Origin of the sequence: Brevundimonas sp. NIBR10 (assembly GCF_027912515.1) — a bacterium.
In the GTDB taxonomy this organism is placed as follows: Bacteria; Pseudomonadota; Alphaproteobacteria; order Caulobacterales; family Caulobacteraceae; genus Brevundimonas.
In genome coordinates this window covers 2,244,365-2,270,633 of sequence record NZ_CP115464.1, presented here as the reverse complement: position 1 = coordinate 2,270,633, position 26,269 = coordinate 2,244,365, and the positions used below count along the sequence as shown (strand labels likewise).

Below are 26,269 nucleotides of genomic sequence, written 5' to 3'. Positions count from 1 at the left end.
TCTACTCCGCCGCCGTGGCGAACGCAGACACGCCGCCGAAATCTTCAGGGAAATGCTCCAGTGCGCTCAGGACCGGATAAGGGGTGAAGCCGCCGAGGGCGCACAGCGATCCGAACTTCATGGTGTCGCAAAGGTCGCGCAGGATCTCGAGATTCTCGTCGATGCGATCCCCCGCGATGATGCGGTCTACCGTCTCGACGCCGCGCGTCGAACCGATGCGGCACGGGGTGCATTTGCCGCAGCTTTCGGCGGCGCAAAACTCCATCGCGAACCGCGCCATCCCGGCCATATCCACGGTGTCGTCGAAGACCGTGAGTCCGGCGTGCCCGATCAAACCGCCCGCCGCAGCGAAGGCCTCGTAGTCGAACGGCAGATGAAACATCGACGGCGGGAAATAGGCGCCCAGGGGGCCGCCCACCTGCACCGCCCGCACCGGTCGCCCGCTCTCGGTTCCCCCACCGATGCCGTTGACCAGTTCGCCGAGGGTGACGCCGAACCCGACCTCGTAAAGTCCGCCGTTCCTCACATTGCCCGCAATCTGGATGGGCATGGTGCCGCGTGACCGCCCAAAGCCGACGTCGGCATAGGCTGATGCGCCATGGCTCAGAATGAAGGGCGCAGCGGCCAGGCTGAGCACGTTGTTGATCACCGTCGGCTTGCCGAACAGCCCCTTGATGGCCGGAAGCGGCGGCTTGGCCCGCACCTGCCCCCGTCTGCCCTCGATGGAGTCGAGCAAGGCCGTCTCCTCGCCGCAGACGTACGCTCCGGCACCGACGCGGACCTCCAGCCGGAAGGGCGCGACGCGATCCGCCGATCTGGAGATCGCGTCCCGCATCGTCGCGACGGCGAACGGATACTCCGAACGGATATAGACATAGCCGTAATCCGCCCCGACCGCGTGACCGGCGATGGCCATGCCCTCGATCAGACAGAAGGGGTCACCCTCCATCAGCAACCGGTCCGCAAAGGTGCCGCTGTCGCCCTCGTCGGCATTGCAGACGATGAATTTCTCAGGTCCCGGCGCGGCCAGAACCGTCTGCCACTTGATCCCGGTCGGAAAGCCCGCCCCGCCCCGACCGCGCAGGCCACTGTCGCGCACCACGGCGACGACCTCGGCGGGCACCATCGCCCTCGCCGCATCCAGTCCGACCCAGCCGCCTTGAGCTGCATAGGCATCCATGTCGAGCGGATCGATCACCCCGCACCGGGCAAAGGTGAACCGTTGCTGCCCCACGAAGAACGGCATGGCCTCGACATCGCCGAGTCGGTTGGGGTGCGTCCCGGCCAGCACCGCCGAGACGTCCTCGGGGCCGACGGGGCCATAGCCGGTTCGCCCGTCGGGGACCTCGACCTCGACCAGTGGTTCGATACGGAACAGGCCCCGGCTGCCTGTCCGCACGACCTCCACACCCGCATCGACGAAGGCGCGCGCGACCTCGTCGGCCCCCAGGGCCACCGAGGCCATATCACGACTGATGAAGACCCGCGTCATGCGTTCACCTGGTCGATCAACCGGTCGAGCCGCGCCGCGTCGATCCGGGACACCGGCATGCCGTCGACCAGGGCGTTGGGACCCGTGGCGCACAGACCCAGACAATAGACCGGCTCCAGCGACACCTGCCCGTCGGCCCGGGTGTTCCCCATCGCCACGCCCAGCTTCTGCACCGCCGCCCGCTCGATTGCCTTACCCCCTCGCGCCTGACAGCTTTCGGCCCGGCACAGGCGAACGACGTGGCGCCCGGCCGGCTGACGGCGGAAATCGTGATAAAAGGTCACCACGCCGTGGACGTCGGCCCGACTCAAATTCAGTGCATCAGCGACTACCGGAACGATGCGGTCGTCGATGTAGCCGAACTCGGCTTGCACGGCATGCAGCCAAGGCAGCAGCATGCCGCGATCAACACCCAGCGTCGCCTTCAGCCGGTCGACCGTCGGCGCGAAGATCGGGTCCGCTTGAACAGCCGGTCGTTCAATCGGTCTGTCTTTGCGTCCCATCCGACCGGACTGCCGCGCCGGCACACCACCGTCAAATCGCGGTTTCCAATCGATGATAAGCAAAGGCTATCATGGTGGAGAAAATTTCGGCGCGAGGGCGAGGCCTCGCGCGGCAAGTGCTGCGGCCTTGGCCAACCGACTGGTCGGTGAACGATCCGAGATGATCAGGCCGACCCTGCTAGAGGGCAATGGATCGTCGAACTGAACCACTCGCGCCCACAGGTCCGTCGGCAGAAGGCTGGCGTAGACATCCGGCACGATCGACGCATAAACGCCGCTCTCGACCAGAACAATCAAGGCCACATATGAATCCGCCGTCGCGCGGGGATGTACCGCCAGACCCCGTTCAGCGAGATGGGCGTCCAGTATTCTGCGGTTCTGCATCCCTTCGTGGAGCAGGCACAGGGGATATGACAGGGCCTCACCTACGGAAATGCCCGCGGCGTCGGTCGGGCGGCTGCCCGCTTGGGCAAGAAACACTGCGCGCTCGGAATACAACGGCACGCTGACAACCTGGGCCGGCGGCTCGTGGTCGAGATAGGTGACCCCGGCGTCCAGCTCGAACGCGGCCAGGCCCCGCTCGATCTCGCGGGAGGTCAGCGAGCGCACAGAGACGGTCAGGTCCGGATGCCCAGCCCTCAACGCCCGCACGAGTGGGCCGATGACCGGCATGGATGCGGGGATCGCACCCAGCCGCAAGTCGCCTCGCAGTGGCCCCGTATCGGCCTCGGCCGTCTGGTGCAGCCCATCCAGCATGGCAACGATCTGCTGGGCCCAGGGCAGAATGGCCGCACCGTCCGCCGTCAGGCCGATGAAGCGCCGGTCCCGATCGACAAGCCGCCTTCCCAGCAGATCTTCCAACGTCAGCAGACCCGCCGACAGTGCGGGTTGGGTCACACTGCATGCCGCCGCCGCCCGAGCGAAATGCCCCTCTCGGGCCAGGACTACGAAATATTCGAGCAGTCGCAGTTGCATGACGTGTTCCGTGACGGGTCTACGAGGACATCTGGATCCGTGCTCGGTGATCTCTAGCGGGCGGCTCTGTCAGGGCAAACTCTTCGCGCTGCTCATGCGTTCTGCGACTAGCGGGTCGCCGTTCCGAGTAGCGCAGGCGGCAGAGCTCGGCTGCTTCAGCGCCGTTTGCTCGCGGCTGACAGGGTCTTGACTGTGACCCGCCGGCGGGAGCCCAGCGGAAGGCTCGACCTGAGCGATTCTGCGCCATCTCGAGCACCCCTGAACACTTCCCATGGCCAAGGCTGCTAACGCAATCGTGGCGGTTCCGCGTGCCGATGCGTATACGGTTGTCATTCTAAATACGATCACACATTCTGATTTCGATCGGCTCGTCAGGTGTTGGCGGACAAGGCTCGAAGATGACCATAGCTTCCATCGACAAGGCGAAATCCGCTCCGCCGTCCGACCGGGCGACGGTGATGCGGCCGATCGCAGGCCCACCTGCGCTCACCCTGACGGACTTTGACCTCGCCGAGGTCGGATACCGGGTCGATGAACATCTCCTATCCGGGCACGCCACCGCCTACGGGGCGTCAGGGCCACACGGCCGCGACGGCCGCTGGTCTGCGAGACCGCGAGATACAGCCCAATACGCGACGCGTCTGGTTGTCGTGCGGCCCGTCGATGCGACTCTGTTCAACGGCACGGTCGTCGTTGAATGGCTGAATGTCAGCGCCGGGGCCGATACCGCGCCGGAGTGGGGATACACGCATCGCGAACTGATCCGGAGCGGCTACGCCTGGATCGGTGTGTCTGCTCAGAAGGCCGGGATCGACGGCGGCGGACTGATGGCTTTTCCCGGAATGGAGGCTCTGAAAAAGGCCGATCCGGAACGCTACGGATCGCTCAACCACCCCGGTGACGCCTTCTGCTACGACATCTTCACCCAGGCCGCAAAGGCGGTTCGGGCCGAGCCGGAGAGACTCCTGGGCGTCAAGGCAGCGAAGACACTGATCGCCGCCGGAGAGTCACAGTCGGCAGGACGGTTGACGACCTATATCAACGCCATCGCGCTGCTGGAACAGGTGTTCGACGGATATCTGGTGCATTCTCGATTTGGCGGCGCACCGGGCCTCGGCAAGTCGTCGATCCTGATGTCGCTGCTGACCGCGCTGCGGCCGATCCATATGCGCGCCGATACGCCCGTCCCGATCCTGAACATCATCACCGAGACCGACCTGATGATGAAGCGGTTCGGCTATCTTCCGGCGCGTCAGCCTGACCATGATCGGCTCAGGACCTGGGAGGTCGCGGGCACGGCTCACGCCGACACCTATGTCATGGGGGCATCCCCGATGGACAGCGGCATGGCGTCTTCGGAAGCGTTGGCCCGTGCCATGGCCCCGACCTGCGACCTTCTGGGTCTGACCCTGCCCGGCAATATCAACGCCGCTCCGCAACACCACTATGTCATGATGGCCGCCTTGTCCGCGCTGAACCGGTGGGTCACGACAGGCGAAGCCCCGCCGACCGCGCCGCGATTGACGCTGGAAGCCGACGGACCGGCGAGGCTGAAACTTGACGACACCGGCAACGCCGTGGGCGGCATACGCTCGCCCTGGATGGACGTCCCGACGTGCAGACTGTCCGGGCTGGCCGTAGCGAAAAGCCGGATGGGGGCTTTGTTCGGATCGACCGTCGCCTTGGAACCGGCCGTTCTTTCCCGGCTCTATCCGGCCGGGCACGACGATTATCTGGCAAAGTTTCGTGAGGCACTGACGGCTGCGATCAATGCCGGTTTCATCCTGCCTCAGGACCGCGCCGAGATCGAAGCCTTGGCGGCGGCGAGCTATCCGAAGTGACCTGAACCTCGGTGTGTCTCCTCCGTGTCGGACCGGATGCCTTCAAGCAGCAGGGCCAGAATGCGCGGCGCGCGGACCCGGCGCTCCTCCAGTCCCCACCGCTTCAAGGCAGACCCCGCCATGACGGTCAGGTCCAGAAGATCCGTCTCGTCGAGATCCGGACGGACGAGGCCGGCCCGGCGCGCGGTCTCCAGCGGAACCTGACAGATGGCGACGAACCGGGCCAGCAGCGGTGCCGGCACGATGAGGTCGCTGTCCAGCAAAGGTGCGACGTCGATGTCCTGGTCGATCATGGTCCGGATGAGGGTCAGCAGCCCGTCCGGCTGATCCGCGAGATCGGCCGCCAGGGCTTCCAGGTCGTCGAGGTTTCGGTTCAGGAGGGCGACGACCAGGTCGATCCGCTCCGGGAAATGCCGATACAAGGTTCCCCGCCCTACCCCGGCCCGTTTCGCGATCTCGCCCAGCGGTGCCTCGACGCCGCCCGCTGCGAACACCTGAGCCGCCGCGTCCAGCAGGGCCGCCCGATGACGGACAACATCCTTGCGCGGCAGTGGCTTCGGAACAGAAATCGTCTTTTTGTTCAAAACGGACATTGATGTACTGTTTTTTCGGGTGGATAGTCGTCGTCTGGAACCGCGACCGACGCAAGCGTCACGGACCATACAAGGGACGAAAACCGTGCAGGACCAATTCGACTACATCGTCATCGGTGCAGGGTCGGCAGGCTGCGTGCTCGCCAACCGACTGTCTGCAGACCCGACCAATTCGGTCCTGCTGGTCGAGAGTGGGCCGTCGGACGACAGCCTGTTCGTCAGGATGCCGCGCGGCATCGGCGTGCTGCTGACCCCCGGCAACGAGCGGCTGTTCACCTATGAGGCTCGCCAGGGCGGCAATCGCAAGACCGAGACCTGGGTCAAGGGTCGTACGCTCGGCGGATCGAGCTCGGTCAACGGCATGGTCTATATCCGGGGCGCTCCGCGCGATTTCGACGGTTGGGAAGCCGAAGGCTGTACCGGCTGGGGCTGGGATGAGATGCGTCGCCGCTTCATCGAGCTGGAAGACCACGAACTGGGTGCGGGTCCAGATCGGGGCGTGGGCGGGCCGCTGAAGATTACCGTACCCGAGTTCGGCGATCCGATGAGCGAGGCGCTGATCACCGGCGCGGGCGAACTGGGGGTGCCCCGTGCCCGTGACATCAATGACCGGGCTTCGGTCGATGACGGCGGGTTCGGCTATCAGCCAGTGACGATCCATGACGGCTCGCGGTTCAGCGCGGCCAAGGCCTTCATCCATCCGATCCGCAAGCGCGCCAACCTGACGGTCGTCAGCGACACTCATGCCCTGCGCCTCCTGTTCGACGGGACTCAGGTCGTGGGCGTCCGGCTGCGCGGCAAGACCGGCGAGCATGACATCCAGTGCCGACGCGAGATCGTCCTTAGCGCCGGGGCGATAGAGACGCCCAAGCTAATGCAGTTGTCGGGGATCGGCCCGCGCGACCTTCTGACCTCGCTAGGTATCGACGTCGTCGCCGAGGCCCCCAACGTCGGCAAGAACCTGATCGAGCATCGCTATCTGTCGATCCAGCATCGCAGCCGCGCTCCCAGCCAGAACGAGAAGCTGCGGGGGCCGGCCATGCTAGGCAGTCTCCTGACCTATCTGTTTGCGGGCAAGGGTCCGATGACACGGGGCGCCTACGAGGGTGGGGGCTTCATCAAGACCGACCTCGCACTGGAACACCCGGACATCCAGATCGGCGTCGGCCTGTTTTCCATGGCCGAAATGGGCCTGTCGCTGGACGGCGCGCCGGAACCGAAACCCGGCGAGACACCCAAGCCGCCCAAGATGCAGGTCGATTCCGCGCCTGGGGTCTCGGTGGGTGGCTATTTCACCCAGCCCAAGAGCCGGGGCGAGATGCGGATCCAGTCGGCCGATCCCGATTTTCCGCCGATCATCGACGCCAACTATTTCTCTCATCCCGACGACCGAAAACACTCCATCGCCATGGTCCGCTGGATCCGACGGCTGATGCGGACCGAGGCGGTTCGTCCTCTGATTGTCGAGGAATTGGTCCCAGGTCCAACCTGTGAAACCGATGACGAAATCATCGAAGCCTTCCTGACACTTGGGACCACAGCCTTCCACGTCGCAGGAACCTGCCGGATGGGATCGGATGCTCAGTCAGTCGTCGATCCTCGGTTGCGAGTCCGGGGAGTCAGCGGCCTGCGCGTCATGGACACCTCGGTCATGCCGACCCTGGTGTCCGGCAACACCAATGCCGCGACCCAGGCGATGGCCCTCCACGCCGCCGACCTGATCCTCGAAGACGCCGCCTGAAGGCGGACCCCTTCCCTTTTCTCCGGAGACCCCTGACGTGGACATCCCCTTCACCGACATCAGCAGCCTCTACATCGACGGAAAATGGGTACCGGGTGATGAACCCGCACAGGCGGTCCTGAACCCCGCGACCGAACAGATCATCGGCCATGCGCCGGTCGGCGGCGTCGACATGGCCGACGCCGCAGTCGAAGCGGCGCGACGGGCCTTTGACAACGGACCCTGGCCCCAGATGTCGATGGCGGAGCGGGTGGCGGTTATGACGCGCCTTCACGCCGCACTTGAGGCGCGAAAGACCCGGATCGCAGCCCTGATCGTCGCCGAAGTCGGATGTTCGCAGGGCATCACCTGGGCCATGCAGGTCCAGGCACCGCTTGACCATTTCCGCGACGCCATGGTCCACGCCATGCGCGACACCACGGTTCAGTTGCCGATTGAGGCGACGCCCAACCCGATGAATCCCGAAGGCCCACAAATCCTCGGAGGAACGACCGTGGTGCGCGAACCGGTCGGGGTGATCGCGGGGATCACCGGCTACAACTTCCCCTTCCTGCTGAACCTGTCGAAGGTCGCGCCTGTCCTACTGGCCGGCAACACCCTGGTCCTGAAGCCGTCGGCCTTCACGCCGTTCTCGGCCCTGCTGTTCGGTGATGCGGCCGACGAGGCAGGCCTGCCCCCCGGCGTGCTCAACATCGTCAATGGGGGGCCCGAGGTCGGCCAGCTGCTGACCACCGATCCCCGTGTCGACATGGTCAGTTTCACGGGCTCCGAAGCCGTCGGCGCCGCGATCATGGCCCAGGCCTCGCCTACGCTGAAACGCGTGCATCTGGAACTCGGCGGCAAGTCGGCCCTGATTATCCGCCACGACGCCGACGTGCAGCGCGCGGCCATGACCGTAGTCGGGATGCTGTCTGTCAACGCGGGACAGGGATGCGCCCTGCTGACGCGCCTGCTGGTCCACAACAGCATCCGCCCGGCCTTCGTCGAGACGGTCAAGGCCTTCGCCGCCATGTGGAAGATCGGCGATCCGGCCGATCCCAGCGTCATGATGGGGCCACTGATCCGCGAGTCGCAGCGCGCCAAGGTCGAACACTATATCCAGCTGGGTCTCGATTCCGGGGCAAAGCTGATCTACGGCGGCGGGCGACCGGCGGGCCTGGACAAGGGGTTCTTCACCGACCTGACGCTGTTCGACGATGTCGACAACAGCACGGCCATCGCACAGGACGAGATCTTCGGACCGGTCGGCTGTATCATCGGCTTCGACACCGACGAAGAAGCGATCCGGATCGCCAATGATTCTCGCTACGGCCTGAACGGCGGCATCGAGACCGCCGACGCCGCGACCGGCTATACGATGGCCCGCCGGATCCGGGCCGGCAGCGTGATGATCAACGGCGGCACCGGCAAGATGAGCTTCGCCCCCATCGGCGGCTACAAGCGGTCCGGCGTCGGCCGCGAATACGGGCCGGACTGGCTCAAGGAATTCACCCAGGAAAAATCGATCTTCTACCCTGTCGGCCACTGAGGCGGCACCTAGGACGGCGTTCAGGCCCCGCCGGCCATCGGCGGATCAATGGAAGCGCAAGGCCCATCCCACGGCGCGCTCAAGGGAGACTGAAACATGACTGACACCTTTGCCGCTCCAAACCGGCGCACCCTGTTCGGCGCAGCGGCGCTCGCCGCCGGTGCCGCCCTCTCGACCGAGGCCTTGGCATCGACCGGAGCGACGACGCCGTCGCTGCCCGATGCGCTGTCCAGCCCGGGGTTCCCGGTCGTCGAGACCACCCACGGCAAGGTACGCGGCCAGACCAACGGCGATGTGCGTCAGTTCAAGGGCATCCCTTATGGTGCCCCGACTGGCGGTCGCGACCGCTTCATGCCGCCGCGCAAGCCGGAGCCCTGGATCGGTGTCCGCGACGCGCTCGGCTTCGGCCCGGTCAGTCCCCAGACCCTGATCGATCTGCGCGCCGACCTGGCCATGCTGGTGCAGTGGGACCGTCAGGAAGGCGGCATGGGCGAGAGCCCGCTGCACCTGAACATCTGGACCCAGGGTCTGGATGACGGCAAGAAGCGGCCGGTGCTGGTCTCGATCCACGGCGGCGGTTTCGAGAGCGGATCCGGCAATGCGCCCGGCTTCGACGGGGCCCAGCTGGCGCGCTACGGCGATGTCGTGGTGGTGACGGTCAGCCATCGGCTAGCCAGCTTCGGCTATATCAACCTTGTCGACAACGGAGCGCCTGCCGAGTTCGCCTCGGCAGGTGTGACCGGCATCATGGACCTGGTCCTGTCGCTGGAGTGGGTGCGCGACAATATTGCGGCATTCGGCGGTGATCCGGCCAATGTGACGATCTTTGGCCAGTCCGGCGGCGGCTACAAGACGACCGTTCTGCTGGCCACGCCCGCCGCCAAGGGTCTGTTCCACCGGGCGATGATCCAGAGCGGCTCGGCGCTGAAGCTGACGGAGCGCGAAGCCTCGGCCCGCACCGCCGCGGCCCTGCTGAACCATCTGGGGATCGACAAGAGCCGTGTCACGGACCTGCAACAGGTACCGTGGACGACGCTGCTGGAGGCCCAGACGGCGATTGCGGCCACGCCGACCGGCGGGCGGTTCTCGCCGGTCCTCGACGGGACCTACCTCACACATCATCCGTTCGATCCGGGCGGTCCGGCCGAGTCCGCCGACATCCCCCTGATCATCTCGACGACGCTCGAGGACGGCGGCCTCATCAGCTTCAACTGGGATCTGGACGAGGCCGGATTGAAGGCCCAGATGGCCGCAAGAATGGGCGCGCTCGGCGACCAGGCCATCGACCTGTACCGCGCCCGCTATCCGAACAAGTCGCCCTTCCTGATCCAGGCCCAGATCGCCACCGACGCCGGTTTCCGCAAGAACGCCATCCTCCAGGCCGAGCGCAAGGCCGCCCAGAGCCCCGGGAAGGTGTGGATGTATCAGTGGGACTGGGAGACTCCGGCCTATGATGGCAAGTTCGGGGCGATCCACGGGATCGACGTCTCGGCCTCGTTCCATAACTACCGCGACGGCATGGTCGGATGCGGCGCGGCCTCGGGTCGACTGATGTGCGACCGACTGGCCTCGACGCTTGTCGCCTTCGCCCGGACGGGCAATCCGAACAACGACCAGATCCCGGCCTGGCCTCCCTATGACGTCCAGACGCGCGCCACGATGATCTTCGACAATGAGATGCGGGTGGAGAACGATCCTCGGTCGGAGATCCTCGAGTTCTGGAACCGTCTGCCGGTGCCGACGCGGTAGACCGTTAACGCTGGGGCAAGCCCTGTGTCCGTTCAAGGACGATTCGCCGCGCCAGCGGTGCATCGCCCCTGAGCAGGGCCTGATGCAGACCCGGAACCGACGCCACGGCGGGGCCCGCACCTTGCGCGGGGATGGCCCCTGCGACCGACAGGAACATCTCGATCGCGTCATCGCCGGACAACTGACCGAGGTGGTCGAAAATCGCTGACTCGACGACGGATTTCATACGTTCTGCGCGGACCGCATCCGGCGTTTCACAGACGGCGCTCACCGCCTCAAGCAGGAGATGCCGATGGAATGACGCCAGGTCATCCGGCGCGACCGTCGTCTGCGCCAGATAGTCGAGCGCCCGTTTCAGGGCCACGGCTGGCTCAGGTACCGTGACGACCAGTCCGCCGGATCGCCCCCGCTCCATCCGGACCACCGCGTTCTGTTCCAGGATACGGACGGCCTGGCGCAGAGTGCCTACCGTGACCTTGTAGCGCGCCAGAAGATCTCCGGCCCCGCCGATTCTAGCACCCGGCTTCCAGTCGAGCAGACGAACATCGCGCAGCAGTTCGCGCGCCAGACGCTCGGCCGGGCTGGCCCCACCGCTCTGGGGCTGGTCGGTCTCGATGGGCGGCAGGAGGCGCCCCTCCCTGTCAATCGCACTCCAGGCGTCCTGGCTGTCACGGATCACGGCCAGTTGGCGGCGACGCAGATCGAAAAGAGCGGCGACGTCGCCGGCCATCTGCGCCTCGACCATCTCCAGCAAGGCGTCCCACCACGCGCGCTGAAAGTCCCGTCCCCCGGCAACAACGCTGTAGGGTACCAGATCCTGCCCATAATCAGCCGTCACCTCATAGGCGAGGCCGGCCAGGGGGTCTTTGACCAGACGCCTGATGGCGACCATCAACTGACTGATCTCGCCAGCTGGCATCCGGTCGGCGTAACTGTCCCGCCTCAGCCGCAACGTAAGTTTCCGGATGCGCTGGCACTCGACCAGTTCGAGTCTTGGCGTCGATGTCAGAAAGACGTGGGTATCGGTCGCCTTCAGAAGGCGTTCGAGGGCGTGAGGACCCTTCATCCGGCTTTCCAGCACGATGGCGAGCGCCCTGCCGGCTGAACGTGGATCGGGAGGAGAGACGATCAGGCCACCGCCCGCGCCCCGCTTCATGGTCGCGACACCCCGCTCGTCAAGAATACGCACCGCCTGACGCAGAATCGATCGCCCGACAACGTGGCGAGCGCGCAGATCCTGCTCCGACGCGACCACATCTCCCGGCTTCAGGTTCGATCCACGGATCAGGTCTGTCAGTTGTGTCGCGAGTTGGACGGCGGCCGGATCGGCGGACATGGTTCTAACCGTCACTGTCGCAAAGACGCCGCCGATCGATACGCGATCCGGGGTGGCCCGAATAGAGATACCGATCGACGGCGCACGCGCGACAGACCAGACCTGAAATCAGGTCCCGAAATCGAACCGCAGCTCGACCCCGAAGAAGCGAGGCTGGCCGTACAGATAGGTGGCGACCCCAAACTGGCTCGTCAGTTGGTTGTTCGTACCGGTGATATACTCTTCGTCAGTGGCATTGCGGACGTACGCAGCGGCGCTCACGCCCGTGCCGTTGATGTTGCGCCAGTCAGCCCGCAGATCGATACGGGTGTAGGCGTCGACATTGGTGCCCATGCTGGACAGGGCGACCAGCGCGTTTCCGTTCGGGACGTTGGCCGGATCGGTGGCGATGCCACTCTGGTAGTAGACGCTGGCCAGGGCCGACAAATCGCCCATCCCTTCGGGCAGCGGGATTTCCACCCGGGGCGTGAAGTTCAGCTGGTGCTCGGGCGTATTCGGGAATCGGCTACTGGACAGGTCGCCGAGCAGGGCGTCGTTGTAGCTGTCGTATTTGGCGTCGAGATAGGTGTATTGCACCGAGGCGCTGAACCAGTCGGTCGGGGCAATGGTCAGATCGAGATCGATCCCGGCGATGGAACCCGCGGCCGCGTTGCGCGTCACCGTCGATGCCGGCACGGTCGCCAGGTTCACGAACCGCTGGATGTTGGTGTAGTCGTCGTAGAAGACGTCAGCCGCATACCGCACCTGCCAGTCGCCCAAGACGGCCAGACCCTTGATCCCGAACTCGTAGTCCGTGACTTCCTCGGGCTGGAAGAACTGGTCCGCCGGGTTGATCGCCGTGCCGTTGAAACCGCCGCTCTTGAAACCCTTTCGGACGGTCGCATAGACGTTGAGATCCTGGCTGAACTGGTAGTTGGCCGCCACGTTCCATGTCGTGGCATCAAACGACGCGAACAGCCTGGCACCGGCCGCCGCAGTAAGACCGGTCGGGTAGGGCTGAAGCGGCGAGAACAGTACGAAAGTCTCGGACGGACCGCTGGAGCGTTCATCGGTGGTCTTGCGAATACCGCCGGTCAGGGTCAGCTGATCCGTGACCGACCAGTCGACCTGGCCGTAAAAGGCGCGACTGCCCGACGAACCCTGGGCGATGTTGACGGCCTGGATCACGCCGCCGTTGGGCAGAAGGCCCGGGATCCGCACGAACTGTCGCGTGTCAAATCCGTAGACAATCGGCGTGTTGGAATCCTCGGTGAAATAGCCGATGACCCCGTCGATGTTCCCGAAGTTGAACTGGGCCTGGAACTCTTCGCTGGTGGTCTTGGTCTTCTTGCCGACCGGGTTGGTGACGTGCAGGACCGTGATCGGGCTGCCGTCCAGATCATACGATTGACCGGCCGTGAATCGACGCTGGCTGTAGATGTTCTTCAGCGTCAGATGATCGTTCAGGCGCCAGCTGGTCGTATTGATCCAGCCCTGGCTGTCCAGCTTGATGAAGTCAGGCTCGTAGTTGGTCGCGATGGATCGCGGTCCTCGCGCCCTCTGGGCCGTCAGAGCCGTCTGCAACTGGGTATAGATCGGCTCATTGGAGAAGGTCGGGGTGATGACCGACAGCAGCAGGCCGGAACCGGCCTCGTCAACCTCTACGTCTTGGTAGAGCAGTGTGTTCTCGAATCCGTCGAACGGACGTGCGGTGATGCTGGCACGCCAGGCCTGGCGATGCTCATTGTCCATCTGATCGCCGGTCGTCACATTGTCGGTATAGCCGTCGCGGCGCAGCATCTGGCCCGCCACCCGGAACAGCAGCCGCTCGCCCAGGATCGGACCACCGACGCCGAATTCGACGTCGCGGCGGCTATAGTTGCCGACACGGCCGAGCAGGTAGCCGTTGAAATCCTCACTCGGTGCCTTGGGAGCAAACAGGATGGCACCGCCGGTGGTGTTGCGGCCGAACAGCGTGCCCTGCGGTCCTTTCAGGACCTGGATACCCTGCAGATCGAAAATGGCGTCCCCGAACGAGGGCACTTCGGCGAAATAGGGCACGACGCCCGGCGAGTTCTGGCCGAAGGCCTGGCCCTGACCCCGGATCGAATAGGTGATGTTGTTGCGGTTGGCGGTGGTGTTCTGAACGCTGAGACCCGGCGCGACCTGACCCAGGTCGTTGGCGTCCCGGACGCCCTTTTCTTCCAGGATTTCCTCGCTCAGCGCCGTCACGGCGATCGGCACTTCCTGCAGGCGTTCCTGGCGCCGACGGGCGGTGACGACCACGTCGTCCACGGCGGACGCCGCATTCGGGTCACTGGATGGCGATGCGGTCTGCTGAGCCGAGACCAGTGTCGGAGCCGTCAGACAGGTCGCAAACAGCAGACCGGCAAGGCCGAGCTTGCGAAGTGGGCGCGCGAAACCGGCGCCGAAAGCGTGATCGTTCATCGTTCCCTCCGTGCCGGCAAGACCCTTGATGGGCGCTGGTGGGATGATCCCCCCGCCGTGCATTGAACAAATCAGTCTCACATGTTCAGAAAGTCGGCAAGAACATTCGTCTGATATCAGAACGCAGTATCGGCGACCCGACAAAACGGCACATTTGCGGTCACGCATTTCACGTTATTTCCCCTAGAGAATAGTTGACCGATATCAGAACGCCTGCCTAGATGACGCCACTGGCCGCAGAGCCGGGACCGGATGCGGTCACACATTGGGAAGAACGCTCATGCTGGATGTCGTCGAAAAACCGGCGCTGGACACCCGCGGCTACGTCGTGGGGGACAGCTATTTCGGGGCACCGTACATCGATCGTGATGAGTGGCGCGAGAAGCCCTACCCGCACCGCAACGTTCACGGGGGATTCGCCGACACCGACACCCGTTTCACCTTCTACTTCCCGGCCAAGGAGGAGTGGGGCGGCCGGATGTATCATCCGCTCGAAGGGGCCCACGCGGGTCACGAGGAAGCGTTCGCCGGGGCCATGGGCGCGCTGCTGGGTGGCCTCGACATGATGGTCGGTCTGGGCGGCTATATGGTCGAATCGAACTCGGGCCATATCGGCGACGACATCGACCCGCGCGCGGGCATCGATCCGGGACTGTATGGGTATCGCGCCAGCGTCGAGAGCGCACGGTTCTCCAAATATGTCTGCAAACAGGTGTTCGGCCGCGAGCCGGACTACAGCTACGTCTGGGGCGGCAGCGGCGGCGGTCGGCGGTCGCCACTGTGTCTCGAATATTGCGACGGTGTCTATGACGGCGCCCTGCCCTTCATGGGCGGCGGCAATGTCGAGCCGCACGGCACCAACTCACGCGTCCGCAGCGAGCAGCCCTTCTCCTTCGGGAGCATGTTCAACGTCCAGCGCCTGTTGCGTGGCGACAAGCTGGAAGGCGTCATCGACGCCATGGCCCCCGGCGGCAGCGGGGATCCGTTCACCGGGCTGAGCCAGCACGAACGCGAGGAATTGGCCAACCTCTACCGGCTCGGATTCCCGCGGGGCGACGAGTTCATGATCGCCAAACCCATGGGCCAGATCTGGCTGTGGTGTTCGATCGCCAGCATGCTGCTGGAGGAGGACTCGGACTATTTCGCCGACTTCTGGACCCGCCCCGGCTACATCGGCCACGACCGGCCCGAGGTAGTCTCGGACGACCTGATCGACGTCACCCTGCCGATCACACGGATCATCACGGCCCAGGACCTGATGGGCGAGGAGTTCGCCGGGGCCGAGTACGCAGACTCCAAGGCGATGATCATGCTGATGGCATCCAGCAGCGGTGCCTGGGATCTGCCGGTCGCGGTCGAGGTCAAGGGCCTGACCCGCGGTTACAGCACCGGGTGCGGCGTCAAAATCGACAGCGGTGCCGTCGCCGGACGGCAATTGTTCTGCACCCGCGCGGTTGGCGACATATGGTTCTGCGACGGGCGGGCCGACGCCAATATCCTGCGCTTCCGAGGTGTCGAGGTCGGTGACAGCGTCCACCTGGACAACCATGCCTTCCTCGCCTTCTGCTACGCCTATCGGCACCACATTTCCGAAGACCCGCTGAACGACTTCCTGCGCGTGGACGGCCAGCCGATCTATCCGCAGCACGGCGTACCGGTTCAGTCACCCCTGATGGGCGTGCCATATTCCGGTCAGTACGAGGGCAAGCTGTTGTGGGTCCACCACACCCACGACGCTTCGCTGTGGCCGCCCCAGGGCGTCATCTACAAGCGAGCGGTCGAAGAGGCGCAAGGGTCTGAAAAGGCGCGCGAGAGGTTCCGTCTGCAGTGGACCCAGAACGCCGAGCACGTTCCGCCGATGCTGCTGCCGACCAATCCCAAACGCGCGACGACGACCTGGCTGATCGACTATATGCCCGTGATCGAACAGGGACTGGTCGATCTGGCGACCTGGGTCGAACAGGGCATCCCACCAGCCGAGACGACCTATGCCTTCTCGGACGGAAAGGTCACCCTGCCTCGTTCCGCCCGGGAACGCGGCGGCATTCAGCCGGTCGTGGAGGTCACTGCCAACGGCACCGTCCGGACCGACGTCAAGGTCGGCGAACCGGTCACCCTGACGGCCCATGCCGAGGCACCGGAAGGCGCGGGGACCTTCACCCAGGCGCATTGGGATCTCGACGCCAGCGGTGCCTATTCGCTCAAGGCAGAGGTGGTGCCAGGCCAGACCGACCTGACGCTGTCGACGACGACCGCCTTCGACAAGCCCGGTGTCTATTTCGTCACCTGCCGGGTGCGGCTGAACCGTCACGGTGACCCAGCGGCCCGCAGACAGGTCGAAAACCTCGCCTCGGCAAGGGTCGTGGTCACCTGAGTTCAGAACGCCGACCGGGTCCAAGGCGACCCCGATTTTTTCCAGCGTCGGTGATGCGTCCAATCAAGAGGCGCGATGCCGGCGGAAACGTCCAGGGAGGACAATCGTGAGTCTATCTGTGAAATCCAGACTACTGGCGTGCGGCGGTGCCGTCGGGGCGCTGGCGCTATTCTACGGGTCATCCGCATCCGCAGGCACGTGCGAGACCGCCGCGATCCAGGCCAGCGCACCCGCCGACACCACGATCACCTCGGCGACCTCGACGGCGGCCCCCGTGCCGCACTGCCGAATCGAGGGCTATGTGACGACGACCAACCCGGGGCCGAACAAGGTCAATTTCCGGCTGCAACTTCCCGACACCGGCTGGCAGAACCGCTACTATTTCATCGGCATGGGCGGAGCCGCAGGCTACGTGCCGTCCGACTCGCAGATCCCCGCCGGCAATCCGCTGGTTCAGGGCTTCGCCGTCGCCGGCACCGATACGGGGCACACCGGGCACATCCTGGACTGGAGCTTCCTGGCCGATCCCGCTCAGGCCCGCGACCACATCGACCGCGGGGCCCATGTCACCGCTGTCGCGACCCAACAGATCACGCGTCTCTACTACGGCGTCCAGTCCTTCTATCGCTACACGTCCGGCTGCTCCGGTGGCGGGCGGATGACGACCGAAGCTATCGAGCGACACCCCGAGGACTATGACGGCGTCCTGCTCGGTGCCCCCGGTGGTCGCAGCTCGGCGACCATGCTGGCCTTCATCAACGCGGCCCAGCAGATGGCGCGCGAGCCGGGATCGTGGGTCTCGCCGGCCAAATTCGTCATGCTGGACGCCAAGGTCACCGCCGCCTGCGACGAGATCGACGGTGCCAAGGACGACATCATCCAGGATCATACAAAGTGCCAGTTCGACTTCGACACGGTAGCCTGCGCCGACGGTGACAAGCCGGATTGCCTGACCCAGCCCGAACTCAAAAGCATCAAGGCCATCGTAGCCGGGCCTCGCAGCCCGGCAGGTCAGATCAAGGTCGGCTTTCCGATCTCCAACATGACGGTGTGGGCCGGCTTCATGGGTCAGGTTCCGCCACCATGGTCGGACGCCGCCACTGTCGGGAACATGGCGCGTTCATCGCCCGGCTATGTGATCGGCAGCTCGCTGGCCAAGGTCCTGTTCGGCCCTGACTTCGACGTGATGACCATGGACCTCAACGACCAGGCCACCATCGACCGCTGGTGGGAGGCAACCAAGAAGCTGGATTTCGGCTGGCCCTACAGCGCCAACCTCGCGCCCTATCGCGCCGCCGGGGGCAAGGTGCTGATGTGGAACGGGGTCAGTGATCCTTGCTGCATCGACACGGAGATGGAGCAATACTACGCCGATGCGGCCGTCTCGGTCGACGGTATGAACAACCTGCGTCAGTTCGCCAGCTTCTATAAGATCCCGGGCATGGGTCACTGCGGTTCGGGCACTGGCCCGGGCGATGCGCCCGACGTCCTGATGACCGAACTCATCAACTGGGTCGAGAAGGGCGAGGCCCCCGGTGCCGTCGTCGCGCACCGAGGCGTTGACCGTCAGCAGCTGCTGTTCGCCGATCCCGCGACCCGGATGGTGTCCGGTGTCCTCGTGCCGCCGCCGACGGGAACCTCGCGCGATTTCATGCTGTGCCGCTATCCAGAGGTCGCCGTGTTTGATCGCTCCAAGGCCGGCGTGCCCAACGCCGTCTATGACGCCGCAAACTGGACCTGCCAGGCCCCGCCACGCGCCTGACAGGACTAGGTTGCGACTTGGGACGCCGCTCCACCTGCGTGGGGCGGCGTCTTCGTATCCACATCAGCTTGCGTCGGCTTTGCGGAAATCGGCGCGGGCCTCGGTCGAGAACGGACAGGTCAGGACCGCCAGGGCGGCCTCGAAGACGTCACTGCAATACTGGTCGGTGCTGGCATAGCCGGCAGGCGACAGCTTGAGCTTGCCGCCCAGCTCGGAAATGCCGTTCAGAAACACGCTGGCGCTCAGCGCTAGCCGGCGGCGGAACACATCGGGCTCGAGATGCGAGAGCGATTCGCTGAGCTTGCTGCGGATCTCGGTCGAGGCCGGCGATATGTCGGTCGATCGCACGAACGGATGCTGTTCCGGGTCCAGATGCATCACGGCCAGGGTGAAGCGCGCATAGTCCTTCATGTCCTGCGCCTCCAGCACCGTCACCAAGGGGGAGAACAGGCAGCTGAGCATTCGCGCCACGCTGAAATCATTCTCGGCCCGGGCCGCGTCGAGGAGGCTCTGGCGATGAGCCTCCATGGCCGGAAGTCGCATCTCCGACACCGCCTGGATCAGGCCGAGCTTGGATCCGAAATGATGCTGGACGACATAGTTGTTGGCCTGGCCGGCGGCGGTGGCCAGTTGGCGCAGCGACACTCCATCCAGACCGTGCTGACCGTACAGCCGTTCCGCCGCCAGCATCAGCTTTTTGGCGGTCTTAGGATACTCGTGAAACAGTCTTGCCATCTGCGGTCCTTGCCCCACTGCCGCACAAAATAAAAGCAGACGATCCCGCGAAGAAATTCGAGAAGTTCGCTGCCGATCCGATTTAAGGCGCTTGACTTATACAGGCGTTCGTTCTCAGATGCAGCGGGGCATTTCAAGCGGCGGAGGAAGCAAACGCCGCTTGATCAGACCTCGAAAAAGCGGTCGTCGGCCCGTCGCCGTACGACCCGTGAGTGGAAACGCAGTCATCACCGTTCTCACCCGCTTTGCGGCGCGGTCGGCTATGCCGACTCTTCGACAAGGCCTGAGACGGACCACCAGCAACGAGATCCCCGGGGTCTCTGGAAAACAGGTTCGGCATGTCTCATCTCCTTGCATTCAGCGGAGCCGCATCGGCGGCGGCCGCGGTCATCCTCGCCGCCGTACTGGCCGTGGCCCTGCCCCCGCCCCCTGCACAGGCCCAGGACGCGGCACCCATCGTTGCGACCCCCGAGGGCCAGCTTCAGGGCGTGCCTTCCAAAGGCGTATTGTCGTTCCTCGGCATCCACTATGGAGCCGATACAGGCGGCGCGAACCGCTTCCTTCCGCCTGCCCCGCCACCGGCCTGGGGCGGAGTTCGGGTCGCTGACCGCATGGGCGATCGGTGCCCACAGCCGCCCGTGAACATGCCGCCCGAGATGGCGAGCGTCCTGTCCTTCTCCGATCTGCCGACCAGCGAGGACTGCCTGGTCCTCAACGTCTGGACCCCCGCGGTCGCTGACAACGCCAAGCGCCCGGTCATGGTCTGGCTGCACGGCGGCGGCTTCTTCCTGGGGAGCGGCGGCGACAAATACTATGAAGGCAGCAACCTTTCGCGCGGCCAAGACGTCGTGGTCGTCACGCTGAACCACCGCCTGAATGTGTTCGGCTATCTTCAACTCGGGGCGGAGGCGGGGCCGCAGTACGCCGACTCGAACCTGGCCGGGATGCTGGACATCGTGGCGGCCTTGAAATGGGTCAAGGCCAATATCGCGTCCTTCGGCGGTGACCCCGACAACGTCACCATCTTCGGCCAGTCGGGCGGCGGCTCCAAGGTCAGCACCCTGCTGGCCATGCCGTCAGCCCAGGGCCTGTTCCACAAGGCGATCATCCAGAGCGGCGCGGCCGTGAAGGTCGGCACGCTTGAGGCCGCGACCACCACACGCGACAAGCTGTTCGCCCAGCTGGGTCTACAGGTCGGGGATGTCGCAGCTCTGCGTGCCTTGCCGACCGACACCCTCATGAAGGCCGGGGCCCGCGCCGGACTCCTGGCCTATATGCCCGCCGTCGATGGCGAGACATTGCCCACCAACCCTTTCGACCCCGTCGGCTCGCCCTTGTCGGCTGGCGTCCCGATTATGGTCGGCTCGACCAAGGACGAGGCCACCAATGTGGTCCTCAGCGACCCGACCTGGCAGACGATGACCGAGGCCGATCTGACCACCCGCGTCGGCGGCATCGTCGGCCCAGCCGAAGCAGCCAACACCATCGCCCTGTATCGCGCCCAAGCCCCGAACGACCTGCCGATGCACCTCTACACCAGCGTCATGACGGACATGATGTTCACGGCCAGCTCGATCACCCTCGCCGAGCGCAAGTACGCCCAGCAGGCCGCGCCGGTATACATGTACAAGATCGACTGGAACTCGCCCGTGCTCGGCGGCAAGCTGCGGTCGCCCCACGCGGTCGAACTGCCTTTCATCTTCGACAATGTCGATGTCTCGGCAGGCCTGGTTGGTGCAGGCCCCGAGCAGAACGCCATGGCGGACCTGATGAGCGCGACCTTCGCCGCCTTCGCACGCACCGGCAATCCGTCGATCCCCGGTGCGCCCGCCTGGCCGGCCTATACGCCGCAGACGCGCGAGACCTTCATCTACGATGTGCGCCCGAGCGTCGTCGCCGATCCCAACGGCCAGCTCAGGGCCTATTGGGCCGCCCGCGCCGCCCAGCCAGAACCGGCCGAGTCCCCGATCCAGGGCGTCATGGACGGCAAGAAGTTTGAATAGCCGCCCGCTCCGCGAGAACGCCCGACCGACCCCTGTGAACGGAAGAACAGCATGACACGTCTGGCTGGCAAGACTGCCGTCATCACAGGGGCCGGCTCGGGCATCGGCCGCGCCTCCGCCCTGAAGTTCTCAGCCGAGGGCGCTGCCGTCGCCGTCACCGATATTCTCGGCGACACCGCCGAGGCCGTGGCCGACGAAATCCGGGCCGCAGGCGGCAAGGCGATCGGCTTCGCCGTCGACGTCGCCGACGACCTGGCTCTGAGAGGTATGATCGACCGCACCATCGCCGACCTGGGCAGGCTGGACATCCTGTTCAACAACGCCGTCAACACCGCGGCCGGCAAGCGCAAGCGGGACGTCGATTTCCTGGAGTTCGATCCCGCGGTCTTTCACGAGATCGTCCAGGTCAACGTTCTTGGCGGGGTGCTCGCCTCGAAACACGCCCTGCCCCACATGCTGGAACGGGGCAGCGGCTGCATCCTGTTCACCTCCTCGACCAGTTCGCTGGGCGGAGATGTGGCGCAGTTTTCGTACGGCGCATCCAAGGCGATGGTGAACTGGTACGTCAAGACGATCGCCACCAACTATGGAAAGCAGGGCATCCGCTGCAACGCGGTCATCCCGGGCGTGATCGAGACCCCGGCGATGAAGGCCTGGGCTAGCGCCGAGATGCATGCCGCCTTCATGAAGCTGCAGAATGCGCCCCGCCTGGGTCGCCCCGAGGACATCGCGAATCTGGCCGCCTATCTGGCGTCCGATGAGGCGGCCTTCATGAACGGCGGGCTCTACAAATGCGACGGCGGAATGACCGCGCCCCTGCCCTTCGCCCAGCTTCAGCTCGACTATCTGATCCCCCAGCACAAGCCGGCCGCGATGCCGGTGGAGGCCTGACCGATGGGTGCGCGACAGGAAGACGCCGTCCGTCGGATGCTGGCGTCATGGAGTCACGATGGGGGAATCGCCATCGACAGGATCGCCGGATGCTTTTCCGACGACGCACGATGGACCCTCTATATGCCGGACGGGCCTACGCTGGTCGGCCACCATGCCATCCGGGCGGAACTCGAGCGGCAGGCGACATACATCTCGGCCATCGAGACGGAGATCGTGCTCGTCGCCTCAAGCGATGACATGGTGATCGCAGAGCGACACGATCGCTTCATGCGGGACGGCAGGCCTGTCGAGCGATGGGTCGCAGGTGCCTTCGAATTGAGTGCCGAAGGCCGCATCACGGCCTGGCGCGATTATTTCGACGGGCTGGATTTCGCACGGCAGGCCGGCGTCTCGCCGGACACCTTGTCAGGCCTCGAAGGCCTGGACGCGCGGCCTGGGCTGGAACGCCGACCGCCGGTTCCGGAGGCGACGGACGGGACTGGCCTGTCGATGGCCCTGCATGCGCCGCAAGGGCCTCAGCAAGCGTTCGTCGAGGCCTTCTGCGGGGCCTGGGGTGACGGAACGCCGACCAGCCGGCCCGATGTCGATCGCATCATCGCGATGATGGCACCCGACGCCGAATGGCGGCTCTGGGTTCCGGGTGGTCCTCTGGTCAAGGGACGCGAAGCTCTGGCCGCCGAAATCACCCGCCAGATCGCCTATTCGGGCCACAACCGGTGCAACACCGTCCGCGCGGTGTCGAATGCGCACGTCGTCATACAGGAGCGATCAGACTGGGCCGTGCTGGTAGGGCGGCCCTGCCCGCACCAGATGATCGCCATCTACGAGCTGGATGACGAGGGCCTGATCGTCCGCTGGCGCGAATACATCAACATGGCCGATCTGGATCGGAAGCGCGGAGTCAAGGCCGAAGTCGCCCACGTCGAGACCGCGTCGTAAGTCACTTGACTTATCTTTTTTAGAAGATCAGTCTCATGTCAGATCGCAACCAAGGGATCGGGGCTCGCTACCAGGCTTCAGGGACCCGCCGCGCTTCGTCCAGTTCGATGAAGGCACGACAGTCCACGCGCACGTGACGACATTCAAACCAGCTCGAACATCAAGGACGGCATAGACGGTCCTGAGCTGGCCAACATCATTTCCTTAGGGGGAAACATGGCTAGACATACCCTGCTCGCGGGAGCGAGCGCGCTTGCACTCTTACTGTCTTCGTCGGTCGGACTGAGTGCCGCCCAGGCCCAGAACCGCCCGGCACCGGCCGAGGAAGACCAGGCCTCCGCACTCGGAGACATAGTTGTCGTCGCCCGCCGTTCCGAAGAACGCCTCCAGGACGTTCCGCTCAGCGTGACGGGGATCTCGGCGGAGGAGCTCGAAAGCCGCACGATCACGACCGGCACCGATCTCCAGAAGCTGGTTCCAACCCTCAGCGTCGGTGTCAGCATTTTCGGCGGGGCGCAGCAGTTCTCGCTACGGGGTGTTCGCACCGGCGTGGTCAGCTATCTCAACGAGGTTCCCGTCAACGCCGTCCTGGCCGATCAGATGCTGTGGGACCTGGCCTCGATCCAGGCCGTCTCCGGCCCCCAGGGCACCCTGTTCGGCAAGAACAGCACCGGCGGTGCCGTCCTGTTCGTCCAGAACACGCCGACGGACGAATTCGAAGGCTACCTCGAAGGGCGGGTCGGCAGTTACAACCTGTATGAAGGCACTGCGGTCGTAAACCTGCCCGTCAACGACATGCTCGCCCTGCGCTTCGGGGCCCGCGTGACCCGGCGCGACGGCCTCATCGACAACCTGACCGGCCCGGATCTTCAGAAGCTGGATCATCGGTCGGTTCGGTTCTCGGCCCGATTCACGCCCAATGAGTATCTGAGCAACGTCACGACCTTCAATCTCGCGGATCGAGACGATACGCCCTACGCCCAGATCAGTGGTGCCGGCCCGGGAACGCCGACCTGCCCGACAGCCTTGCCGGCCTGCATCTACGGCGCGGCCTACGGCGTCGAACTGGCCGCCCAGCGCGCGCGCGGCATTCGAACCGTGTCCATCCCGCTGAACGCCAGCCAGACCGCCACGCCGTGGCAGTTCACCAATGTGCTGAGCGGCTATTTTGGATCGGTCACGGCCAAATACATCTTCGGCTACCAGAAAAACGAGGACCGCCAGTTCACCAGCCAGCTGTCGATCCCTCTGCCCGTCATCATCGGGCTGAACGACAACGAGACCAGCCTGACCACCCATGAAGCCCAGCTGCTGGGGACCGCGTTCGGTGAGCGACTGTCCTGGGTCACCGGCCTGTATTCGTCGGCCAGCGACGTGAACAACTTCAACGCCTATCTGTTGTTCGCCCCGGTCGGCACGTCTCACAACGTCAATACGACCCAGCAGACCGGCGGGAACACCACCACCGATTCCTGGGCTGTCTATGCGCAGGGCACCCTGGCGGTGACCGATCGCCTGAACCTGACGGCGGGCATCCGATACACTGAGGACGATGTGAAGACCGCCCAATTCGGCTTCAGCCCTGGCCTGCGCTGCAATCTTCCGGCGGCCCTGCCCAGCGTGAACATCGCCACCTGCACCCAGCGCATCGCCGCCCAGACGGACGCCGTCACCTACAACCTGTCGGTGGATTTCAAGGCCACCGACGACGTGCTGCTGTATGCGACCACGCGCAAGGGCTACAATGCCGGAGGCTTCAACGCCAACATCAACGATCCCGACCTGGAGGTCGTACGGCCCGAGTTCATCACCGACTACGAGGCCGGTCTGAAGGCGGACTGGAGTCTGGGCAGCATGCCGATCCGGACCAATCTGTCGGCCTTCTACGCCGAGTACACCGACATCCAGCGCACCACCTCGCTGCTGTTCCAGAACCTGGTCGTGACCGGCAATTTCAACGCCGCCGAAGCGACCATCTATGGCGGGCAGATCGAACTTCTGGCGCGGCCGCTGGAGTCCCTGACAATCCAGGCGTCCTACGGCTATCTGCACACCCAGTACGACAGCTATCAAAACGCCATCCTCGGCGACGTCAGCGGCAACCGCTTTGCCCAGGCACCCCAGGACTCGGTGAACCTTTCGGCGACCTGGCGTCACCCCTTGAGCGTCGGCGAACTGGTCGGCGAGATCGGCTATGCCTACATCAGCGAGGTTGCCTTCGCCGACGACAACCTGACCACGCCCGGCAACATCGCCCCGGCCTATGGCCTGATCGATGCGCGTCTGGACTGGAAGGATGTCGGCGGTCGCGGCATCGATCTGGGCGTCTACGTCAAGAACGCGACCGACGAAGATTACCTGCTGAACACGACCGACCGGACGACCCCGTTCGGCTTCCAGTCCCAGCTTTATGGCGACCCGCGGACCTTCGGCTTCGAAGTTCGCTACGCGCTTTAGACCCCACCACCCCGCCTTCCGCTCCCGGCCCACCCGCCGGGAGCGGACTTTTCTTTTTCGCGAAAGCGACCCGACTGAAAGATCCGGCCATGATTGACGAAAGCCGGCGAGATCCGACCTTTGTCTCGAAATATGGTCCCTGGGTGCTGGTCAGCGGCGCTTCGGAGGGCACAGGCGCGGAGCTGGCGACCCTCGCGGCGGCCAAGGGCTGCAATGTGGTGCTGGTGGCGCGACGGCTGAACAAGCTGGATGCGCTGGCGACGGTATTGCGCGACCGGTTTGGCGTGGAGGTCGTAGCGCACTCCCTGGACCTGACGGTCGTGGACGGTGCCGCAAGGCTTCAGGCCTGCGCTGGCGGGCTCGACCTGGGCCTCGTCGTCTTCAACGCCGGCGGCGACAGCGTCGGAGGGCCGTTTCTGGCCAAGCCCTATTCCGAGTGGCGACAACTGCTTCAACGCAACATCGACATGCTGACCGAGGCCTGTCACCGCTTCGCCACGGCCTTTGTCGCCCAGGGTCGCGGAGGGATCGTCATCATCGGATCGGAGGCGGCGTTCCAGGGAACCGGTCGGCTGGCGCTCTATTCCGCGACCAAGGGCTATGCCTTGAACCTGGGTGAAAGCCTGTGGCGCGAGCTGAAGCCCAAGGGGGTCGATGTCCTGAACGTCCTGATCGGCGCGACCGATACGCCCAAGCTGCGCACGGTGTTCGAGAGGAACAATCTGTCGCCGGACGCGGTGCCGCTGACCCTGGCCGAGGATGTCGCGCGGGTCGCGCTCGACCACCTCGGCGATGGGCCGACCGTGGTCCTGGACGCGCTGGACAACGACGACAATCCGATGCTGTCACGACGCCTTCGGCGCGAGCGGGTGGTGAATCACAGCGAATTCCTGAATCACTTCTATGGGCCGGAGTGACTC

Annotated in this window: 18 protein-coding genes; 11 read left to right on the top strand and 7 right to left on the bottom strand. The window is 64.9% G+C overall.

The genetic code is table 11. The features are described 5' to 3' along the window. Position 1: 1 nt before the first annotated feature. Genes O5K39_RS11115 through O5K39_RS11105 form a run of 3 tightly spaced genes read right to left on the bottom strand, consistent with a single transcriptional unit; the run spans position 2 to position 2,970 of the window. Entirely contained in the window at positions 2 to 1,492 is a 1,491-nt protein-coding gene (locus O5K39_RS11115; RefSeq protein ID WP_271143696.1) for an NADH-ubiquinone oxidoreductase-F iron-sulfur binding region domain-containing protein, read from the bottom strand. Further along, positions 1,489 to 2,058 (bottom strand): formate dehydrogenase subunit gamma, encoded by a 570-nt coding sequence (locus tag O5K39_RS11110; RefSeq protein WP_271143695.1) that lies wholly within the window; start codon positions 2,056 to 2,058, stop codon positions 1,489 to 1,491. The genes O5K39_RS11115 and O5K39_RS11110 overlap by 4 nt, the downstream gene beginning before the upstream one ends. Before the next feature lie 6 nt (positions 2,059 to 2,064). After that, positions 2,065 to 2,970: a LysR family transcriptional regulator gene (locus tag O5K39_RS11105; protein WP_271143694.1), complete on the bottom strand. Its 906-nt coding sequence runs from the start codon at positions 2,968 to 2,970 to the stop codon at positions 2,065 to 2,067. A 398-nt stretch (positions 2,971 to 3,368) separates the two neighbouring features. On the opposite strand from O5K39_RS11105, the gene O5K39_RS11100 reads away from it, so the two are divergent. Beyond that, on the top strand, positions 3,369 to 4,811 hold the full coding sequence (locus O5K39_RS11100; protein ID WP_271143693.1) for an alpha/beta hydrolase domain-containing protein: 1,443 nt from the start codon (positions 3,369 to 3,371) through the stop codon (positions 4,809 to 4,811). Here the strand turns inward: O5K39_RS11100 and O5K39_RS11095 are convergent. After that, a complete protein-coding gene (locus tag O5K39_RS11095) occupies positions 4,799 to 5,404 on the bottom strand; it encodes a TetR/AcrR family transcriptional regulator (protein WP_271143692.1) in 606 nt (201 codons plus the stop codon). The two genes, O5K39_RS11100 and O5K39_RS11095, sit on opposite strands and share 13 nt — an antisense overlap. An 85-nt stretch (positions 5,405 to 5,489) precedes the next feature. Here O5K39_RS11095 and O5K39_RS11090 point away from each other — a divergent pair, with 85 nt between their 5' ends. The 3 genes from O5K39_RS11090 (at position 5,490) to O5K39_RS11080 (ending at position 10,422) form a co-directional block, all read left to right on the top strand. Further along, the gene (locus O5K39_RS11090; protein WP_271143691.1) at positions 5,490 to 7,145 is read left to right on the top strand and encodes a GMC family oxidoreductase N-terminal domain-containing protein; all 1,656 of its coding nucleotides are present in this window, start codon (positions 5,490 to 5,492) and stop codon (positions 7,143 to 7,145) included. Between the two features lie 37 nt (positions 7,146 to 7,182). Beyond that, the gene (locus tag O5K39_RS11085) at positions 7,183 to 8,673 is read left to right on the top strand and encodes an aldehyde dehydrogenase family protein (RefSeq protein ID WP_271143690.1); all 1,491 of its coding nucleotides are present in this window, start codon (positions 7,183 to 7,185) and stop codon (positions 8,671 to 8,673) included. A gap of 96 nt (positions 8,674 to 8,769) precedes the next feature. Beyond that, complete coding sequence (locus O5K39_RS11080) at positions 8,770 to 10,422, top strand: carboxylesterase/lipase family protein (RefSeq protein ID WP_271143689.1); 1,653 nt, start codon at positions 8,770 to 8,772, stop codon at positions 10,420 to 10,422. A gap of 4 nt (positions 10,423 to 10,426) precedes the next feature. On the opposite strand, the gene O5K39_RS11075 is transcribed toward O5K39_RS11080, so the two are convergent. Together O5K39_RS11075 and O5K39_RS11070 are read right to left on the bottom strand one after the other, a co-directional pair. Beyond that, positions 10,427 to 11,758 (bottom strand): GntR family transcriptional regulator, encoded by a 1,332-nt coding sequence (locus tag O5K39_RS11075; protein WP_271143688.1) that lies wholly within the window; start codon positions 11,756 to 11,758, stop codon positions 10,427 to 10,429. 108 nt (positions 11,759 to 11,866) lie between these two features. Then, positions 11,867 to 14,185 (bottom strand): TonB-dependent receptor, encoded by a 2,319-nt coding sequence (locus tag O5K39_RS11070; RefSeq protein ID WP_271143687.1) that lies wholly within the window; start codon positions 14,183 to 14,185, stop codon positions 11,867 to 11,869. Between the two features lie 280 nt (positions 14,186 to 14,465). Here O5K39_RS11070 and O5K39_RS11065 point away from each other — a divergent pair, with 280 nt between their 5' ends. Both O5K39_RS11065 and O5K39_RS11060 read left to right on the top strand, forming a co-directional pair. Continuing rightward, positions 14,466 to 16,559 (top strand): hypothetical protein, encoded by a 2,094-nt coding sequence (locus tag O5K39_RS11065; RefSeq protein WP_271143686.1) that lies wholly within the window; start codon positions 14,466 to 14,468, stop codon positions 16,557 to 16,559. 118 nt (positions 16,560 to 16,677) lie between these two features. After that, positions 16,678 to 18,321, top strand: a complete 1,644-nt coding sequence (locus O5K39_RS11060) for a tannase/feruloyl esterase family alpha/beta hydrolase (protein WP_271143685.1) — start codon at positions 16,678 to 16,680, stop codon at positions 18,319 to 18,321. Positions 18,322 to 18,384: 63 nt separating this feature from the next. Here O5K39_RS11060 and O5K39_RS11055 read toward each other — a convergent pair whose 3' ends face one another. Then, positions 18,385 to 19,056, bottom strand: coding sequence for a TetR/AcrR family transcriptional regulator (locus O5K39_RS11055; protein ID WP_271143684.1), 672 nt, complete (start codon positions 19,054 to 19,056; stop codon positions 18,385 to 18,387). Between the two features lie 338 nt (positions 19,057 to 19,394). Here O5K39_RS11055 and O5K39_RS11050 point away from each other — a divergent pair, with 338 nt between their 5' ends. The 5 genes from O5K39_RS11050 (at position 19,395) to O5K39_RS11030 (ending at position 26,266) form a co-directional block, all read left to right on the top strand. After that, positions 19,395 to 21,059 (top strand): carboxylesterase family protein, encoded by a 1,665-nt coding sequence (locus tag O5K39_RS11050; protein WP_271143683.1) that lies wholly within the window; start codon positions 19,395 to 19,397, stop codon positions 21,057 to 21,059. A 51-nt stretch (positions 21,060 to 21,110) separates the two neighbouring features. After that, entirely contained in the window at positions 21,111 to 21,950 is an 840-nt protein-coding gene (locus O5K39_RS11045) for an SDR family oxidoreductase (RefSeq protein ID WP_271143682.1), read from the top strand. A 3-nt stretch (positions 21,951 to 21,953) separates the two neighbouring features. After that, entirely contained in the window at positions 21,954 to 22,892 is a 939-nt protein-coding gene (locus O5K39_RS11040) for a nuclear transport factor 2 family protein (RefSeq protein WP_271143681.1), read from the top strand. 216 nt (positions 22,893 to 23,108) lie between these two features. Next, a complete protein-coding gene (locus O5K39_RS11035; RefSeq protein ID WP_271143680.1) occupies positions 23,109 to 25,349 on the top strand; it encodes a TonB-dependent receptor in 2,241 nt (746 codons plus the stop codon). An 89-nt stretch (positions 25,350 to 25,438) separates the two neighbouring features. Then, complete coding sequence (locus O5K39_RS11030; RefSeq protein ID WP_271143679.1) at positions 25,439 to 26,266, top strand: SDR family NAD(P)-dependent oxidoreductase; 828 nt, start codon at positions 25,439 to 25,441, stop codon at positions 26,264 to 26,266. Positions 26,267 to 26,269: the final 3 nt, after the last annotated feature.